Here is a 16,348-nt window from a genome sequence, read left to right as displayed (position 1 = left end):
TATATTTGGCGTCCAGCTGTTTCAAGGAGCCCGCCATGTCCACGCCCTCCCATTCGCATCCGGCCGGTCACAGCTGCTGTTCGGCCAAACCGGCGGACAGCGGCGCGAAGACGGTCGATCCGGTCTGCGGCATGACCGTCGACCCGGCGACCGCGGCGCATCGGCACGCCCACGACGGCCAGGACTATTTCTTCTGTTCGGCGGGCTGCCGGACCAAATTCATCGCCGATCCGGACCGCTATCTCGGCGAGGCCCCGGAACCGGCGCCTGTCGTCCCGGGCGCGATCTACACCTGCCCGATGCATCCGGAGGTGCGACAGGAAGGCCCGGGCTCCTGCCCGATCTGCGGCATGGCGCTGGAACCGGAGACGGTGACCGCTGAAGCGCCGGTCAATCACGAGCTGATCGACTTCACCCGCCGCCTCTGGGTCGGCGCGGTCCTGACCCTGCCGGTCTTCGCGCTCGAAATGGGCGGCCATCTGACCGGACTGGCCATGCGGATTCCGGGCCAGACCTCCAACTGGATCCAGTTCGCCCTGGCGACGCCCGTGGTGCTGTGGGCCGGCTGGCCCTTCTTCCAGCGGGGCTGGGCTTCCCTCCGCAACCGCAGCCTCAACATGTTCACCCTGATCGCCATCGGCGTCGGCGCGGCCTGGGTCTACAGCGTGGTCGCAGTTCTCGCGCCGGGGCTGTTTCCGACTGCGGTGCGGCGGATGGACGGCAGCGCGCCGGTCTATTTCGAGGCGGCGGCCATCATCACCGTCCTGGTTCTGGTGGGCCAGATCCTGGAGCTGCGCGCGCGCGAACAGACGTCTGGCGCCATCCGGGCGCTGCTGGATCTGGCGCCGAAGACCGCGCGGCGGGTTCGTGACGACGGCGGCGACGAGGACGTCACGCTCGACCTGGTCGCCGTCGGAGACCGGCTGCGCGTCCGCCCCGGCGAGAAGGTGGCGGTCGACGGCGAGATTCTGGACGGTCGGGTGACCATCGACGAGTCCCTCGTCACGGGTGAATCCATGCCGGTGACCAAGGACGTCGGCGACAAGGTCGTCGCCGGATCGCTCAACAAGACCGGCTCGTTCGTGATGCGGGCCGACAAGGTGGGCGCCGACACCCTTCTGGCGCAGATCGTCCAGATGGTGGCCCAGGCCCAGCGCAGCCGCGCGCCGATCCAGCGGCTCGCCGACAAGGTGTCCGGCTGGTTCGTGCCGGCCGTGATCGGCATCGCGGTTCTCGCCGCCGTCGTCTGGGGCCTGATCGGTCCCGAACCGCGGCTGTCCTACGCGCTTGTCGCCGCGGTGTCGGTGCTGATCATCGCCTGTCCCTGCGCGCTGGGCCTGGCCACACCCATCTCCATCATGGTCGGGGTGGGGCGCGGCGCCCACGCCGGGGTGCTGATCAAGAACGCCGAGGCGCTGGAGCGTTTCGAAAAGGTCGACACCCTGGTGCTCGACAAGACTGGCACCCTGACCGAGGGGCGTCCGTCGGTCACGGCGATCCGGCCCGCCGCCGGTTTCGACGAGGTCGAGCTTTTACGGCTTTCCGCCAGCCTGGAGCGGAGCAGCGAGCACCCGCTGGCCGACGCCGTCGTCCGCGCCGCGAGCGACCGGGATCTGGTGCTGTCGGAGGCGTCGGAGTTCGACAGCCCGGTCGGGCGCGGCGTCACCGGGGTGATCGACGGCCGCCGCGTGGCGCTCGGCAACGGCCGCTACCTCAAGGAGATCGGCGTCGATATCGCAGGCATGGAGGCGGAGGCCGAGACGCTTCGCCAGGACGGCGCCACCGCCATCTTCGTGGCCGTGGACGGGGCTGCGGCCGGCGTCCTGGGCATTGCGGACCCGGTCAAGGCGACCACCGCCCAGGCCATCCGCGACCTGAAGTCGGCAGGCCTGCGCCTGGTGATGATGACGGGCGACAACCGGACCACGGCCGAGGCGGTGGCGCGCCGGCTTGGCATAGACGACGTCCAGGCCGAGGTCCTGCCGCAGGACAAGGCGGCGGTCGTCGAGCGGCTGCGGGCCGAGGGGCGGATCGTGGCCATGGCCGGCGACGGGGTCAACGACGCCCCGGCCCTGGCTGCCGCCGATGTCGGCGTGGCCATGGGCGCCGGCTCCGACGTGGCGATCGAGAGCGCCGGCGTCACCCTGCTGGGGGGCGATCTCCAGGGCATCGTGCGGGCGCGCAAGCTGTCGAAGGCCGTGATGAGCAACATTCGCCAGAATCTCGTCTTCGCCTTCGGGTACAACGCCCTGGGCATTCCGGTCGCCGCGGGGCTGCTGTATCCGATCTTCGGCCTGCTGTTGTCGCCGGCCCTGGCGGCCCTGGCGATGGCCCTGTCCTCGGTCAGCGTCATCGCCAACGCGCTGCGGCTCCGGGCGGTCCGGCTTTGACGGGGCGGGCGCCGGGACCGACGGTCGTGGAGAGGCAAGACCGTCGCCTTTACGCATCCCGGCAACCGATCCCTCGCCGGATCCGGCGGCGTCCCGGTATATTTAAACAAGGCGGAACCGTGGCGGCGGGTCTGGGTTAAGCCGGCGCAATGTCCGGCGTGGACAGGCGTCGGGGCGAGCACACTCGCCCGGACGCAGCGTCGCCGGTCGTACCCCATTGTCTGGCCGCCTGGCGATCCGCCGGCGCCGGCCCAAGCGGAGATCCACGATGTTCACCCCGACTGTCACGCGCCTGTCCCTCCTTGCGGCCGGCTGTTCCGTACTCGTCCTGGCGGCCTGCAGCCCCGCGGCCGAGCGGCCGGCGACGCCGGAGGCCGACGCCTCGGCGCCGGCCTCGGAACCCATGGCGATGGCTCAGACGCCGTTCTCCGCAGCGGAGGACAAGATGCATGAGGCCATGATGGCGGCGACGGGAGCCGACGCCGGCGAGACCTGGGCCCGCAAGATGATCCCCCATCACCAGGGCGCGCTCGACATGTCCCAGATCGTCCTGCGCGACACCCAGGACGCCGACATTCGCCGGATGGCCCAGAAGACCGTCGAGATGCAGACCACGGACATCGCCGAACTCCGGCGCTGGCTCGAGACGCGGGTCGGAGCCGCCGCCGGCGCGGCCGCTCCGGGCGGGGGCGGAGAACCGCCGTTCGCGCCGGCCGAAGCGAAGATGAAGGACGCCATGATGTCGGCGACCGGGGCGAACACGGACCGGATGTGGGCCAGCAAGATGATCGCGCACCACCAGGGCGCGCTCGACATGTCCCAGGTGGCGCTGCGCGAAAGCCAGGACGCCGGCATCCGGCGCATGGCGCAAAAGACAATCGAGATGCAGACGGCCGACATCGGCGAGCTGCGCGCCTGGCTGCAATCCCATCCCGCCAGCGCCGGCTGATGCGCGCCGCCGATCAGGCGCGGTGCGGATTGTGCGAGTGGAGGAAGGCTGACCGATGGAAAACATGAAGCCCATGCACCCCATGAAGGGGAGCTACCGGTCGTTCGCGATCGAGCTCACCCTGGATTTCATCATCATGTACCTGGTGATGTACACCATGATCGCGTCCCTCGATCACTTCTACTTCAATCTCAACAACGTCTACATGACCCTGATGATGGTCTCGCCGATGGCGATCCTCATGCTGATCTTCATGCGGTCGATGTATCCGTCGAAGCGGACCAATCTTCTGATCGGCGGCGGCGCCGCCCTGGTGTTCGCGGTCAGTTTCTGGGGCATGCGGACCCAGGCTGCGGTGGGCGACACGGAATTCCTGCGCTCGATGATCCCGCATCACTCCGGGGCCATCCTGATGTGTCAGCAGGCGTCGCTGACGGATCCGGAGGTGCTCGGTCTGTGCGAGGAGATCGTCAGCTCCCAGGAGCGGGAGATCGCCCAGATGAAGGCTCTTCTGGCGCGGCGGTAATCCGGCGGGCGGCCGCAAGGGCCGCCGGCGCGTTCGGCTCTGCGGCAGCGTGTCGCGAGGGCCGGCCGCGCCGCTTGCGTAAATCCCTATAGATCGCGCCTCAGGAGGCGCGTTGATGACTTTCAGGAGTATCCCATGAAGCTGGATCGTCGAGTGCTGCTGCGCGGCGCCGTCGCCGGAGGCGGTCTTGCGGCCCTGCAGGGCCTGATGCCCGCCTGGGCCCAGACGGGATCTCCGGGCCTGCGGGCCGACCTGCCGACCCTGTCCGGCCCGAACATCGACCTGACGGTCGGTCAGACGCCGTTCACCGTGAACGGACGCACCGCGACGGCGACGACGATCAACGGCGTGCTCCCGGCCCCGGTGCTTCGCCTTCGCGAAGGCCAGAACGTCCGTCTGGCGGTGACGAACCAGCTCGACGAGGACACCTCGATCCACTGGCACGGCATCCTGCTGCCGTTCCAGATGGACGGCGTCCCGGGCATCAGCTTCCCCGGCATTCGCCCGCGCGAAACCTTCGTCTATGAATTCCCGGTCCGGCAGTCGGGCACCTTCTGGTATCACAGCCACTCGGGCTTGCAGGAGGCGCTGGGCCACTACGGGCCGATCGTCATCGATCCGGCCGGGGTCGACCCGGTCGCCTACGACCGCGAGCATGTGCTGGTCCTGTCGGACTGGAGCTTCATGCACCCCCACGAAATCTTCGAGAAGCTCAAGAAGAGCCCCGGCTATTTCAACCGCCAGCGCACCACCCTGGCCGGCCTGCTGGACGGCAGCGACAGGATGAGCCTTGAAGAGCGCCGGATGTGGGGCGAGATGCGCATGGATCCGCGCGACATCCTCGACGTCAACGGCTCGACCTACACCTATCTGATCAACGGCCACGGCCCGCGGGAGAACTGGACCGGCCTGTTCCGGCCCGGCGAGCGGGTGCGGCTGCGCATCATCAACGCCTCGGCCATGTCGATCTTCAACGTGCGGATTCCGGGCCTGCCCATGACGGTGGTCCAGGCCGACGGCGAGAACGTGCGCCCGGTCGAGACCGACGAGTTCCAGATCGCGGCCGCTGAAACCTATGACGTCATCGTGCGGCCGACCGAGGACCGCGCCTACACCATCGTCTCCGAAGCCATCGACCGCTCCGGCATGGGACGGGCGACCCTGGCGCCGCGCATGGGCATGACCGCCGAGGTTCCGCCGCTGCGCGAGGTTCCCAACCTGACCATGAGGGACATGGGCATGGGGGACATGGGCGGCATGGGCGGAATGGACCACGGAGCCATGGGAGCCCAATCGGGCGGAGCCATGGCCGGAATGGATCACGGGGCAATGACGGGCGCGCCCGGCGCAGCCATGGCGGGCATGGATCACGGCGCCATGGCCCCACAGGCCCCCGCCGGGACGATGTCCGGAATGGACCACGGGTCGATGGCCGGGATGAACATGCGCGATCCCGAGAATGCGCCGCCCGACATGGCGGTGGGGGTGGGGGTCGACGCCGTCGCCATGGCGCCGGCCAATCGCATGGGCGAGCGGCCGATCGGGCTGCAGGACGTGCCGCATCGCGTCCTCGTCTACACCGACCTGGTGTCGCTCGCGCCCAACAAGGATCAGCGCGCCCCGTCCCGGACGATGGAGATTCACCTGACCGGCAACATGGAGCGGTTCATGTGGGGCTTCGACGGCCGCAAATTCAGCGAGCTGGTCGAACCGATCCGGTTCGAGCGGGACGAGCGGGTGCGCGTGACCCTGGTCAACGATTCCATGATGGCGCACCCGATCCATCTTCACGGCCATTTCTTCGAACTGGTCACCGGCGGCCCGGCCGGGCACCAGCCCCTGAAGCATACGGTCAACGTCCCGCCGGGCGGCAAGGTCAGCTTCGATCTGACCGCCGACAACCCCGGCGACTGGGCCTTCCACTGTCACCTGTTGCTGCACATGCATGCCGGGATGTTCAACGTGGTCACGGTCCGTCCGATGGAAGGAGCCGCATCGTGAAGACGTCGGTCGCGATCCTTCCCCTGATCCTCGCAGCGGCTTCCGCGACGGCGGGGACGCCGGCGCTGGCGCAGAGCCACGCCGGGCACGCGATGCCCGCGCCCGTTCGCCAGGCGCTTCCGGAGGGTTGCGTCGCGCGCGGCTCCCCCACCGCCGATGCATCCCGGATAGGTACGGTCGGAGCGCCGACGTGCCCGACGGGCGCGGTGCCCGTCCGTCTGCCGGCTCCGGCGATGCCGGCGGGGCACGACATGTCGACCATGGGTCAGACCCGGCCTCCTCCGGCCGCTGCGTCCACTCATGCCGGCCATGACATGTCGACCATGGGCCAGACCCAGCCCGCTCCGGCGATGCCGGCGGGGCACGACATGTCGACGATGGGCCAAACCCGGCCCGCGCCCGCGATGCCGGCGGGACATGACATGTCCACGATGCCCCAGACGCAGCCCGCTCCGGCCGCCGCGTCCCCCCATGCCGGCCATGACATGTCGACGATGGGCCAGACCCGGCCCGCGCCGGCCATGCCGGCGGGGCACGACATGTCCGCGATGCCGCAGACGCAGCCTGCTCCGGCCGCCGCGTCCCCGCATGCCGGCCATGACATGTCGACCATGGGCCAGACCCAGCCTGCTCCGGCGATGCCGGCAGGCCACGATATGTCGACGATGGGTCAGACGCCGACCCCGGCGATGCCGGCCGCTCACGACATGTCGACCATGGGCCAGACGCCAGCGGGCCACGACATGTCCGGAATGGCCATGCCGCCCGACGTTCCGACCAGCGCGGACAATCCGGGACGTCCGCCGGAAACCCCGGCGCCGTCGGCCGCGACAAGCGGGCCGACCCACGCCGCCGACCTGCTGTTCGACCCTGCCGAAATGGCGGCGGCCCGCGCCCAGCTGCGGATCGAGCACGGAGACGCCCGCACGACGGCCGTCGTCATCGACCAGCTGGAAGCGGCCTTCGGCGACGACGAAGAAGGCTATGCCTGGGACGCCCAGGGCTGGACCGGCGGCGACATCAATCGCTTCTGGTGGAAGTCGGAAGGTGAAGGTGACTTCGACGGCGAGGTCGAGGAGGCCGAGATCCAGGCCCTCTACAGCCGGGCCTTCCGACCCTTCTTCGACTTTCAGACCGGCCTGCGGCAGACCTACCGACCCGAAGGCGATCGGACCGACCTGGTCGTCGGGATACAAGGTCTGGCTCCCTACTGGTTCGAGGTCGATGCGGCGGCCTTCCTGTCCAACAAGGGCGAACTCACGGCGAGGGCGGAGGCCGAATACGATCAGCGCATCACCAATCGCTGGATCGTCCAGCCCCGGGCCGAGGTGGTGTTGTCGGCGGAGGACATCCCGGAACTCCGGATCGGGTCCGGCCTGTCGTCGCTCCAGATCGGGGCCCGGCTGCGGTACGAGTTCCGCAAGGAGTTCGCGCCCTATGTCGGCGTGGAGTGGACCAAGAGCTTCGGCAATACGGCGGACTTCCTGGAAGCCGACGGACGAAGCTCGGAAGACACCCGGCTGGTCGTCGGCATTCGAGCCTGGTTCTAGCGACGGGCAGCGGCGGCGGCGCGGGTCTCCGCCGTTTGCCGCGCTCCAGGGCGTGGGGCGCCTTCGCGGTACGACTCGGCCTCGCCTGGCGGCGCCGGACACCGTCAGGCGAGGCCGACCCCGCGGACCGAACCCTTGGCGAGCTCGGCGACCCCCACTGCCCAGACTGCAGGGCCATCTCGCAGACGATTGATCGCGCCGATCAGCACGGGAAACCGACCGTGCTCAAGGCGGATGGGAACCGTCGGCGGCCGACCCAGGAGACAGACGACGACGACGAAAAACGCCGCGCAGCAAGCTGCGCGGCGTTCCTCACGTCGGTTTCGGCCCCTCAGGAGGCGGGAGGCCGTCTCCTCAGTGAACCATGAAACGGACGACACCGTTCATCTGGTGGCCGTCGGCGCCCTTGGCGGTCCAGGCGGCGGAGTAGGACCCGGGGGCCAGGGCGGGGAGGGGCGCGCTGACCGTGGTGGCCGGCGGCGCGTCGGCGGATACAGCCACATCGACGGACTGCTCTCCTGGACCCGTCAGCCTGAGCGACGTCAGGACCATCGCGTGCGGAAAGGTCGCCGAGAAGGTGGTCGGGGCGGCGGCGAGCATGGCGTTGTCCGCCGGCGTCGTGACGACGCCGCTGGCCGGCGCCTGCCTGGCGGCGTGATCCTGCGCTGACATTCCCGCGTGTGAGTGACTCTGGGCCTGGGCGAGCGAGACGGGGGCCAGCGCCGCCAGAGCGGCGAGGCCGACGAGGATTGAACGGTTCATGGAAATACTCCTGATGCTTACGCGCACTATTGCTTGGGCGGCATGGTCATGCCGTCCATCTTCGACATGTCATGGCCGGCCATGGGATCGGCGGGCGGCGGCGGGGCGGGCGTGGGCGCCGGCGCGGGTCGGGTCGGTCGGGGCGCCGTGGCCCGGGGGGCCGTAGCCGGCGCGGGCGCGGCGGCCTGCGGCTGCGGGGTCGGCTCGGGCGCGACGACCGGCGCGGCCTCCATCGGGGCCGCCGCGGGGGCGTCCGGCGCCGTCTGGGCGTCGACAGGTTGAGGCTCTGCGGCCGGCTGACAGGCGCCGAGGGCGACAGCGGCGGCGGCGAGGATCAGGTATTTCATGGTGACAAGCTCCTGAAAGGAAAGGGCGACGCTCGGGTCGATGGCCAGCGACGCCTTCATACTAGATTACGCGCGCGCGCGCTGCAGCCCTCGCCGCCGGATGTCGATCGATGGGTCCGGCTGTGGCGCGAGCTGGGGCGGGGGGATGACAGTTCCGCAGGCCCCCCGAACCGTTCACTCCGGAACGGCCCGGACGGCGGTCGTGTCATCCAGCGCCTCGGACAGCTTGCGACGCGCCCGGGCCACGCGGGTCTCCACGGTCTTGATCGAGACTCCGAGCATCCCGGCCGTTTCCGCCTGACTGCGCCCCTCGATCGCCGTCAGCAGAAGCGGAGCCTTGAGGTGCGGCGGCAGACGGCTCATGGCCGCGTTCAACCGCGCGAGCCGGGCGCCGGCCTCCATCCGGTCATCCACCGCCTCGGCCCCGTCCGGCACGGACATGGCTTCCGGCGACGACAGGTCGACGCCGCCCCGGATGAGCCGCCGAACGAAGCGGCGACGGCTCCAGTCCCGGCATTTGTTGAGCGCGATGGTCCTGATCCAGGCCTCGAAGGGTCGAACCGGATCGTAGCGGCGGATGTTGATCCAGGCCGCCGCATAGGTGTCCTGCAGCAGATCCCAGGCGTCCTGTTCATCGCCGACATAACGCCGGACGAAGCGGAACAGGGGCGTCTTGGTCTGCCGCATCAGCTCGGCGAAGGCCGCGCGGTCGCCGCCGGCGGCGCGGGCTGACAGGTCGTTGGGGCTGTCCACCCGGAAGGCTAGCTTTCGTCGGAGGCGAGGGCCGCGACGATGCGATCGTCGAAGACCTCGGCCTGGGCCGGCGTCAGGACGGCCCGCATCTCGAAGACGTGGGCGATCGTCTCCTTCTGCAAGGCGCCCATGGCGACGTGGAAATGGTCCACCGCCGCCTGCACCTGGGGACCGTCGCCGTCGCTCTGTGCGATCGCGCGCGCCAGTTCCTGGTTGGCCGCGCGGACGTCCGCTTCGAGCGCCGGCCGACGCGTGGCGAACCGGGCTTCGACCGCGTCAATGCTGGTCAGTTGGTCGGGCGAGAGCTTCAGGTCGTGATGCACGATGTCGTGCAGGGACGGCGGTTCGCGCCGGCTCAGCACCCAGCTGGCGCTGATCCAGGTGCCCGCGCCGCTGGCGACCGCCGCCAGGACGGCCGTCAGGGCGATGGCCCGCCAGCCGCGCATCATCGGCCGGTTTCCAGTCTCACCAGACGCGACAGACCCGCATCGACCGTGAAGATGGCCATCTCCCCCGGCGGTCTGGGGGCGGCGATCGCGCCGACGCCGCCTGCCGTCAGGCCGGTGACCAGAGCCATGGCGACGGCGCCGAGACGCAGCTGCGAGGCCAGTCGTTCGCCGCGAAGCGCATCGACCCGGCTCCAGACGAGCGGTTCGAGCCCGTCGAGCGACCGGCCGAAGGGCGTCGCCGCCGATCCGGCCAAAAGATCATCCAGATTACGCGTCATCGAACACTCTCCTTGCGCCCCTAAACCCTATTACGCCGAAACGCGCCGAATCCCTCGGCCGAGGGGGCGGGCTTCGCGGTGCGTAGATAGCAGAAGGGACAGGATTGGAGAGGGCCATGGCGCTGCGTAGATTTCTGTCGGGGCTCGCCCTGGTGTTGGCCCTGTCTGTCAGCGCGCCCGCGTTCGCGCACGAGGATCATGACAAGCAGGCCGCGGCCCGCGCCCAGGCCGCCGCGCCGGCGGGCGCCGATCCGGAAGGCGGCATGATGGCCATGCCCGGCATGGCCATGGACATGGACCACGGGGCCATGATGGCGGACGAGGGTCCGAGGCCGATGCCCCAGCGCCTGTATCGCTGGCTCGGCGCCATGCATCCCGCCGCCGTCCATTTCCCCATCGCGCTGTTCCTCGTCGCGGCTCTTCTGGAGATCGCCGCCCTGACGCTGCGCCGGCCGGTGCTGACGCAGGGCACGCGCGTGATCATCGCCCTGGCGGCGATCTCCGCGGTCGCCGCGGTGGCGCTGGGGTGGTTCGCCATGGGGCTGCCCGGGAAGGACGACGTGACCCACCTCTACCATCGGTGGCTCGGCACCTCGATCGCCGCGCTGGGCCTGTTGAGCTGGTGGGCCAAGGAATATTGGGTCCGCCGGCCGGGGCGCGGGCGTGAGTTGATCTACATCGGCCTGTTGACCGTCACCGCCGCCGCCGTGGTCGTCAACGGCTTGCTGGGCGGGATGCTGACCCATGGCATGAGGCATCTGATGTTCTGACGCCGCCGGGACGGTCGTCGCCAAACCACTTCGTTTTCAATCCATTCCGCCGGACCGGACGCTACCGCCGCCGCGCGGCAAACCAGGAGACTTCACCATGATGCGTTCAGCATTCGCCGGACTGGCTTTCGCCGTCCTCGCGACCTCCGCCCAGGCTCAGGAGCCGGCCCACGCTCACGCCCCCGGCCCGGTGCACACGCGAGGCTCGGAACACGCCCCCGGCCATGCGCAATCCGCTGACGAGGCGCAGGTTCGAACCGTCGTCACCGCCTACAAGGACGCGATCGAGCGGATGGACGTGTCGCAGACGCCGGCCCTGTTCTGGGCCGACTCGGAAATCTTCGAGAACGGCGGCGTCGAGGGATCGTTCGCCTACTATCTCGAGCACCATCTCGGGCCCGAGTTCGCCGATCTGGCCGGCTTCGACTTCCGCGACCGCGAAATGAAGGTCGAGGTCGACGGCGACACCGCCTTCGTGAGCGAGACCTACACCTACCACATCACCTTCAAGGACAGCGCCCGGGCCCCCATAGAGCGCCGCGGCGCCGCCACCAGCGTCCTGCGCAAACGGGGTGACGAGTGGAGGTTCGACGTCTATCACTCCTCGGCGCGGCCTTTCCGACCCGCCGCCTGACCGCGGCCCCGGCCGTCAGTCGGCGGCCTTCAACACATCGCTCGCCCGAGGACCCATGGGATCCATGCTCACGCTTTCACGCCGCGGCCTTCTGGCCACGGGGACCGGCGCCCTCGCCGTCGCGGCCTGCGCTCCCGGCTCCCGAGCGTCGACCGAGCTCGCGGTCTACAAGACCCCGACGTGCGCCTGCTGCACGGCCTGGGTGGATCACATGCGCGCGGCGGGCTTCGAGGCGCGGGTCAACGAACTCCCGAGCCTGCGCTCAATACGCAGTAGCCAAGGCGTGCCGGAAGCGCTCGCCTCCTGCCACACGGCCCTGATCGGCGGCTATGTGCTGGAGGGTCATGTGCCGGCGGAGGATGTGCGCAAGCTTCTGGCCGATCGTCCCGAGGCCGTGGGTCTGGCGGTGCCGGCCATGCCGCTGGGGTCTCCCGGCATGGAGACGTCCGACGGCCAGCGGGAGCCTTATGAAACCCTTCTGATCCTCAAGGGCGGCGGCACGCGCGTCTTCGCGCGTCACGGCTAGGCGAGGCGCGGACATGAAGGTTCTCAAGCTCTCCACCCAGCTGCACAAATGGATCGCGCTCGTCGTCGGCCTTCAGGTCCTGTTCTGGGTCGGCGGCGGTCTGGTGATGGTGGCCATCCCGATCGAGACGGTCCGCAGCGAACATCGCGCGGTCGAACTCAAGACGGGTCCGCTGGAGCTCGGCGCCCTCCCGGCCCTCGGCGAAATAGCGCGCCGCGCGGGCGTCGCGCCCGTCCAGGCGGAGCTCCACGCGACGCCGCGTGGCCCGGCCTGGACCCTGAAGCCGGCTGCGGGGGAGCCGATCATCGTGTCCGCCGCGACCGGCCGGCCGTTCGGACCGATGTCGGCCGCCGAGGCCTCGGCCTTCGCCAAGGGCGCGTACAAGGGCGAAGCGGGGGTTTCCGGCGCAGTGCTCTTGGCGACGGCGCCTGAGGAGACGGGACGCACCGGACCGCTGTGGCGGGTGGATTTCGCCGACCGCGAAAAGACCTCCTTCTACCTGTCGCCGGCGACCGGCGAAGTGGTGACGCGCCGCTCGGGCGTCTGGCGGATCTTCGACTTCTTCTGGCGGCTGCACGTCATGGACTGGAACGACGGCGAGGACTTCAATCACCCCCTGATCATCATCACTACCGCCTTGACGCTGAGCATTGTGATCTCGGGCTTCATCCTGCTGTGGATACGGATCGCCCGCGACCTGAAAGTGGCGCGCGCGGGTCGCAAGCGGGGGCCATGAACCAGGCGACGGATCGACCACAGGAAAACGCTCCGCCAAGAGACGACAACGACCGGAATTCTCAACCGCGTCTCGCCGCCCTGGCCACCGCCTGGCCGCCGCACATACTGCGGCAGGAGGACGTAGCGGCCAACGGGGCCGAGATGTTCGCCACGACCCACGGCGGTTTCGAGCGGCTGGCGCCGATCTATCGCAACGCCTTGATCGACACACGGCATTCGTGCGTCCCGATCGACTGGTATCTGCAGCCGCACAGCTTTGCGGAGCGGAACGACCTGTTCCTGGAACACGCGGTCGCCCTGATGGCCGAGAGCGCGACGAGCGCGCTGGATCAAGCCGGGCTGGGTGCGGATCAGATCGATTGCATCGTCACCGTCTGTTCGACCGGCATCGCCACACCGTCTCTCGAGGCGCGGCTGATGCAGGTGATACCTTTCCGGCCCGACGTGCGGCGGGTTCCCCTGTTCGGTCTGGGCTGCGCTGGCGGCGTCATGGGGCTGGCGCGGGCGGCCGAGATGGCCAAGGCCTACCCAGACAGCCGCGTCCTTTTGCTCGTCGTCGAGCTGTGCGCCCTGACGTTCCGCTTTCAGGACCGTTCCAAATCCAACCTGGTCGCCACCGCCCTGTTCGGAGACGGGGCTGCGGCGGCCGTCGTTTCGTGTCGCGAAGACGCGATCGGGCCGGTCATCGGCGCGTCGCACGAGCACACTTGGCCCGACAGCCTGGACGTCATGGGATGGGACGTCGCCGACGACGGGCTGAAGGTGGTGTTCAGCCGCGACATTCCCAGCCTAGTTCAAGACGACTTCAAGCCCATCGCCGAGTCGTTCTTGGCCCGGAACGGATTAACCACGACCGACGTCGGCGGCTTCGTCTGCCACCCCGGCGGAGCTAAGGTCATCGAGGCGCTGGAGGATTGTTTCGCCCTGACCGCCGGCGCAATGGCCCACACTCGCGAGGTGTTGCGCCGCCATGGCAACATGAGTTCGGCCACGGTGCTGTTCGTGCTGAAGGCGGCGCTTGACGCCGACGAGCCCGGCCCCCTGCTGCTGACCACCCTGGGGCCCGGGTTCACCACCGCCCTGATGCTGATCCATCCATGATCTGGCTGGCGGCCGTCCTCGCCCTGGTGGTCGCCCAGCGGCTCGCCGAACTGTGGCTAGCGGCCCGCAACACCCGCCGCCTGAAGGCCGCCGGGGCCGTGGAGATCGGCGCGGGCCACTATCCGCTGTTCATCCTGCTGCACGGCGGCTGGCTGGCGGCCATCGCTATCTTCACGCCCTGGAACACCGCGCCGAACCTCTGGCTGCTGGGTCTGTATCTGCTGCTGCAGCTCGCCCGCGTCTGGGTCATCGCCACCCTAGGCCGGTTCTGGACTACCCGCATCGTCAGTCTGCCGGGCGCGCCTCTGGTTAAGACGGGACCCTACCGGTTCGTGCGTCACCCCAACTATTGGGTGGCGTCGCTTGAGATCGCCGTCCTGCCGCTCGCCTTCGGCCAGGTCGGCGTCGCCGTGGGGTTCAGCGTGCTCAACGCACTGCTGATTGCCTGGCGGGTGCGGATCGAGGAGCGGACCCTGTCCGGTCGGGAATAGAGTCCGGCGCGTCCCTCGGCGCAGAGTCCCTTGGTCGGACCCGCACCGGGTCGCGACCGAAGCTGAACGGCGTGGGAGCGCCACCGGTCCTGCGCAGACGACGTTTCGGCGGCCGGTGCTGGCGGGATCCGTGACGTTAGGTCCGCGCCCGCCGGTCCTTGCCTACATCGCCATGTCCATGGCCGAGACCGGGGCCAGGGTGCCCATGATCGCGACGAAGGCGAGGAGCGCCAGGGCGAGCAGCGTCTCCATCACCAGGCTGCGCTTCAAACGTCCCACGGCGACCCGCAGATCCTCGGGATCATCGAGGGCGCTGGCGAGATCCGGGGTCAGATGGAAGCGGTTTGCGGCGGCCAGAACCAGCATGAGCACGAAGATGACCAGCTTGCCCGTCAGCAGCAGGCCGTAGGGCGTGGTGAGAAGGCCGGAGACCCGGTCGGGTCCGACCATGAACCAGCTGTTGACCAGCCCGCTCAGCACAAGGACGGCGACCGACGCGGTCCCAACCCCGGAAAAGCCGTGAAGCGCCTGGTGGACGATCCGGTCAGCGGCCGGAGCGGCGCGGTGGCGGATCGTCAGGATCAGCAGGGCCGCGAGCGCGCCGAGCCAGACCGCGGCGCTCCAGCTGTGCAGTATGGCCGCCGTCAAATGGACGAGACGCCCGGGTCCCTCGGTGGCCGCGCCGTGCCCCGTCCAGGCGAAACTGGCGCTCACGACCAGCCCGGCCAAGGCGACGGCGATCCAGACTGTTCGGGAAGGCTTGGCCAGCACGAGGAGGAGCAGGGCCGCCGCGGCGACCAGGGCGCGGGCCAGGAAGGCCGGTCCCAGGCTCGTGCCGGTGATCATGAAGCCCAGGGAAGCAGGCTTGAGGCCCTCGGCGATCGAACCCGCCATCACCGAGGTCTGGGCCCCGAGCGCGGCGGCCGAGCTCAGGGCGACAAGTCCCGCAACGGCGATCAGAAGCGGCCTCGGCCAACCGAGCGCCACCCCGTCCGACACGCGCAGTCCATAGAGGAGGAACAGCGGTGTTCCCAGAAGGACGACCGCGCCGCCGTACTGCGCGAGACGGAGCAGGATAACCAGACCGTCGAGCACGAAGGCTCAGCGCACGGTGAAGGCGATGGCGCCGGTCATGCGGTGACCATCCGCCGAGGCCGCGCGCCAGTTGAGGCTGTAGGCGCCGGCGGCGAGCGGACGCGCCGTCCGACCCGAGACGGTCCTGCCGTCCTCCGAGACGGTGGTGGTCACGGCGAATTTGGCGCCGGCGGCGTTGACCACCTCCAGGCCAGAGAAGGCCGAGGCCACGCGTTCGCTGAAGGTCACCGTGAGCGCCCGTGGCGAGGCGACGGTCGCGGCCGCCGCCGGGGTGGAGGCGACGACGCGGGCATGGGCGTCGGCCTGGGTGGCGACCAGCAGCAGGGCACCGGCCGCGCCGACGAGGGAGAAGATCTTGCGAAGGGTCATTCTGAGGCTCCGAAACCAAAGGGTTCAATGAGGTATACGGGCGCCGGCGTTCAATCCCTCATTCGACCTTCGGCTGACGCACGCTCATCCGGTCGAGATCGTCCAAGGCGATCGATGATGGGTTGGCCGCGCGCGCCGGCCCGAGCCCGGCGAGATCGGTCCCTTGACACGGCGCGCCGACAAGCGTGGAATGAAAGGGCATGTGGAACATCGTCCGCACCCTTCTGTTCGCCTTGGCGGTGGCCGGCTTTGTCGGGCAGTCGTCGGCGCACGCCACCCCGTTTCAGGTGTTCGAATCGTCGGGCGGCATGGCGAAGATGGACTGCGCCGAGATGATGGTGATGGCGGACCAACCCTCCGGCGGGCCGATGAGCCCCTGCGATGAGATGACGCCGGATTGCATCGCCAAGATGGGCTGCGCCGCCGTCGGGGCTCTCCTGCGACCGGCGCAGACCGTTCAATGCCCGTCCGCGCCGCAGGGAATCAGGTTCGGCGCCGTCGATGTCGAGCGTGAGGGCGCAGGCCCGCCCCCCCTCAAGAACCCGCCGAAACGGCTGGCGTAGACCGCTTTCGCTGAACGGAAGACCGTGCGCGACGTTACGCCGCGGTAGCCGATCGA

At 69.3% G+C, this 16,348-nt stretch carries 20 protein-coding genes; 12 read left to right on the top strand and 8 right to left on the bottom strand.

Annotation, left to right across the window (positions count from 1 at the left end; translation table 11 throughout):
* Positions 1-35 precede the first annotated feature (35 nt).
* The 5 genes from BrevBR_RS01200 to BrevBR_RS01180 all read left to right on the top strand — a co-directional run bounded on the left by BrevBR_RS01200 (position 36) and on the right by BrevBR_RS01180 (position 7,416).
* Complete coding sequence (locus BrevBR_RS01200) at positions 36-2,390, top strand: heavy metal translocating P-type ATPase (RefSeq protein WP_339999652.1); 2,355 nt, start codon at positions 36-38, stop codon at positions 2,388-2,390.
* Between the two features lie 268 nt (positions 2,391-2,658).
* Complete coding sequence (locus tag BrevBR_RS01195) at positions 2,659-3,339, top strand: DUF305 domain-containing protein (RefSeq protein WP_292067825.1); 681 nt, start codon at positions 2,659-2,661, stop codon at positions 3,337-3,339.
* 55 nt (positions 3,340-3,394) lie between these two features.
* On the top strand, positions 3,395-3,865 hold the full coding sequence (locus tag BrevBR_RS01190) for a DUF305 domain-containing protein (protein ID WP_339999651.1): 471 nt from the start codon (positions 3,395-3,397) through the stop codon (positions 3,863-3,865).
* Between the two features lie 135 nt (positions 3,866-4,000).
* Positions 4,001-5,866: a copper resistance system multicopper oxidase gene (locus BrevBR_RS01185; protein ID WP_292067821.1), complete on the top strand. Its 1,866-nt coding sequence runs from the start codon at positions 4,001-4,003 to the stop codon at positions 5,864-5,866.
* Positions 5,863-7,416 (top strand): copper resistance protein B, encoded by a 1,554-nt coding sequence (locus BrevBR_RS01180; RefSeq protein ID WP_292067820.1) that lies wholly within the window; start codon positions 5,863-5,865, stop codon positions 7,414-7,416. Before BrevBR_RS01185 ends, BrevBR_RS01180 begins: the two co-directional genes overlap by 4 nt.
* Positions 7,417-7,770: 354 nt before the next feature.
* On the opposite strand, the gene BrevBR_RS01175 is transcribed toward BrevBR_RS01180, so the two are convergent.
* From BrevBR_RS01175 to BrevBR_RS01155, 5 genes are all read right to left on the bottom strand, one after another.
* Positions 7,771-8,178, bottom strand: a complete 408-nt coding sequence (locus BrevBR_RS01175) for a copper resistance CopC family protein (RefSeq protein ID WP_292067818.1) — start codon at positions 8,176-8,178, stop codon at positions 7,771-7,773.
* Between the two features lie 26 nt (positions 8,179-8,204).
* Positions 8,205-8,525, bottom strand: coding sequence for a hypothetical protein (locus BrevBR_RS01170; protein ID WP_339999650.1), 321 nt, complete (start codon positions 8,523-8,525; stop codon positions 8,205-8,207).
* A gap of 174 nt (positions 8,526-8,699) precedes the next feature.
* On the bottom strand, positions 8,700-9,278 hold the full coding sequence (locus BrevBR_RS01165; RefSeq protein WP_339999649.1) for an RNA polymerase sigma factor: 579 nt from the start codon (positions 9,276-9,278) through the stop codon (positions 8,700-8,702).
* A gap of 8 nt (positions 9,279-9,286) precedes the next feature.
* Positions 9,287-9,727, bottom strand: a complete 441-nt coding sequence (locus tag BrevBR_RS01160; protein WP_292062269.1) for a Spy/CpxP family protein refolding chaperone — start codon at positions 9,725-9,727, stop codon at positions 9,287-9,289.
* Complete coding sequence (locus BrevBR_RS01155; protein WP_292062268.1) at positions 9,724-10,005, bottom strand: hypothetical protein; 282 nt, start codon at positions 10,003-10,005, stop codon at positions 9,724-9,726. Before BrevBR_RS01155 ends, BrevBR_RS01160 begins: the two co-directional genes overlap by 4 nt.
* 116 nt (positions 10,006-10,121) lie before the next feature.
* Here BrevBR_RS01155 and BrevBR_RS01150 point away from each other — a divergent pair, with 116 nt between their 5' ends.
* The 6 genes from BrevBR_RS01150 to BrevBR_RS01125 all read left to right on the top strand — a co-directional run bounded on the left by BrevBR_RS01150 (position 10,122) and on the right by BrevBR_RS01125 (position 14,265).
* On the top strand, positions 10,122-10,775 hold the full coding sequence (locus BrevBR_RS01150; RefSeq protein WP_292062267.1) for a DUF2231 domain-containing protein: 654 nt from the start codon (positions 10,122-10,124) through the stop codon (positions 10,773-10,775).
* Positions 10,776-10,872: 97 nt separating this feature from the next.
* Positions 10,873-11,409: a YybH family protein gene (locus BrevBR_RS01145; protein ID WP_292062265.1), complete on the top strand. Its 537-nt coding sequence runs from the start codon at positions 10,873-10,875 to the stop codon at positions 11,407-11,409.
* A gap of 64 nt (positions 11,410-11,473) precedes the next feature.
* Entirely contained in the window at positions 11,474-11,935 is a 462-nt protein-coding gene (locus BrevBR_RS01140) for a DUF411 domain-containing protein (RefSeq protein ID WP_292062263.1), read from the top strand.
* 13 nt (positions 11,936-11,948) lie between these two features.
* Positions 11,949-12,671 carry a PepSY domain-containing protein gene (locus BrevBR_RS01135; protein ID WP_292062261.1) on the top strand — a complete coding sequence of 241 codons (723 nt, stop codon included), beginning with the start codon at positions 11,949-11,951 and terminating at the stop codon, positions 12,669-12,671.
* Complete coding sequence (locus BrevBR_RS01130; RefSeq protein WP_339999648.1) at positions 12,668-13,774, top strand: type III polyketide synthase; 1,107 nt, start codon at positions 12,668-12,670, stop codon at positions 13,772-13,774. The genes BrevBR_RS01135 and BrevBR_RS01130 overlap by 4 nt, the downstream gene beginning before the upstream one ends.
* A complete protein-coding gene (locus tag BrevBR_RS01125; RefSeq protein WP_292062257.1) occupies positions 13,771-14,265 on the top strand; it encodes an isoprenylcysteine carboxyl methyltransferase family protein in 495 nt (164 codons plus the stop codon). Before BrevBR_RS01130 ends, BrevBR_RS01125 begins: the two co-directional genes overlap by 4 nt.
* A 162-nt stretch (positions 14,266-14,427) precedes the next feature.
* Here BrevBR_RS01125 and copD read toward each other — a convergent pair whose 3' ends face one another.
* Genes copD through BrevBR_RS01110 form a run of 3 tightly spaced genes read right to left on the bottom strand, consistent with a single transcriptional unit; the run spans position 14,428 to position 15,931 of the window.
* Complete coding sequence (copD, locus tag BrevBR_RS01120; RefSeq protein ID WP_292062256.1) at positions 14,428-15,360, bottom strand: copper homeostasis membrane protein CopD; 933 nt, start codon at positions 15,358-15,360, stop codon at positions 14,428-14,430.
* Between the two features lie 6 nt (positions 15,361-15,366).
* A complete protein-coding gene (gene copC, locus BrevBR_RS01115; RefSeq protein WP_292062254.1) occupies positions 15,367-15,729 on the bottom strand; it encodes a copper homeostasis periplasmic binding protein CopC in 363 nt (120 codons plus the stop codon).
* A 58-nt stretch (positions 15,730-15,787) separates the two neighbouring features.
* Complete coding sequence (locus tag BrevBR_RS01110; RefSeq protein WP_292062252.1) at positions 15,788-15,931, bottom strand: hypothetical protein; 144 nt, start codon at positions 15,929-15,931, stop codon at positions 15,788-15,790.
* Here BrevBR_RS01110 and BrevBR_RS01105 point away from each other — a divergent pair.
* On the top strand, positions 15,930-16,292 hold the full coding sequence (locus tag BrevBR_RS01105; protein WP_292062251.1) for a hypothetical protein: 363 nt from the start codon (positions 15,930-15,932) through the stop codon (positions 16,290-16,292). The genes BrevBR_RS01110 and BrevBR_RS01105 overlap by 2 nt on opposite strands.
* The last annotated feature ends 56 nt before the right edge of the window (positions 16,293-16,348 follow it).

It is taken from the genome of Brevundimonas sp. BR2-1, assembly GCF_037626195.1.
Lineage (GTDB): Bacteria > Pseudomonadota > Alphaproteobacteria > Caulobacterales > Caulobacteraceae > Brevundimonas.
The sequence above is the reverse complement of the archived record's forward strand: the minus strand, read 5'-3'. Positions and strand labels throughout refer to the sequence as shown.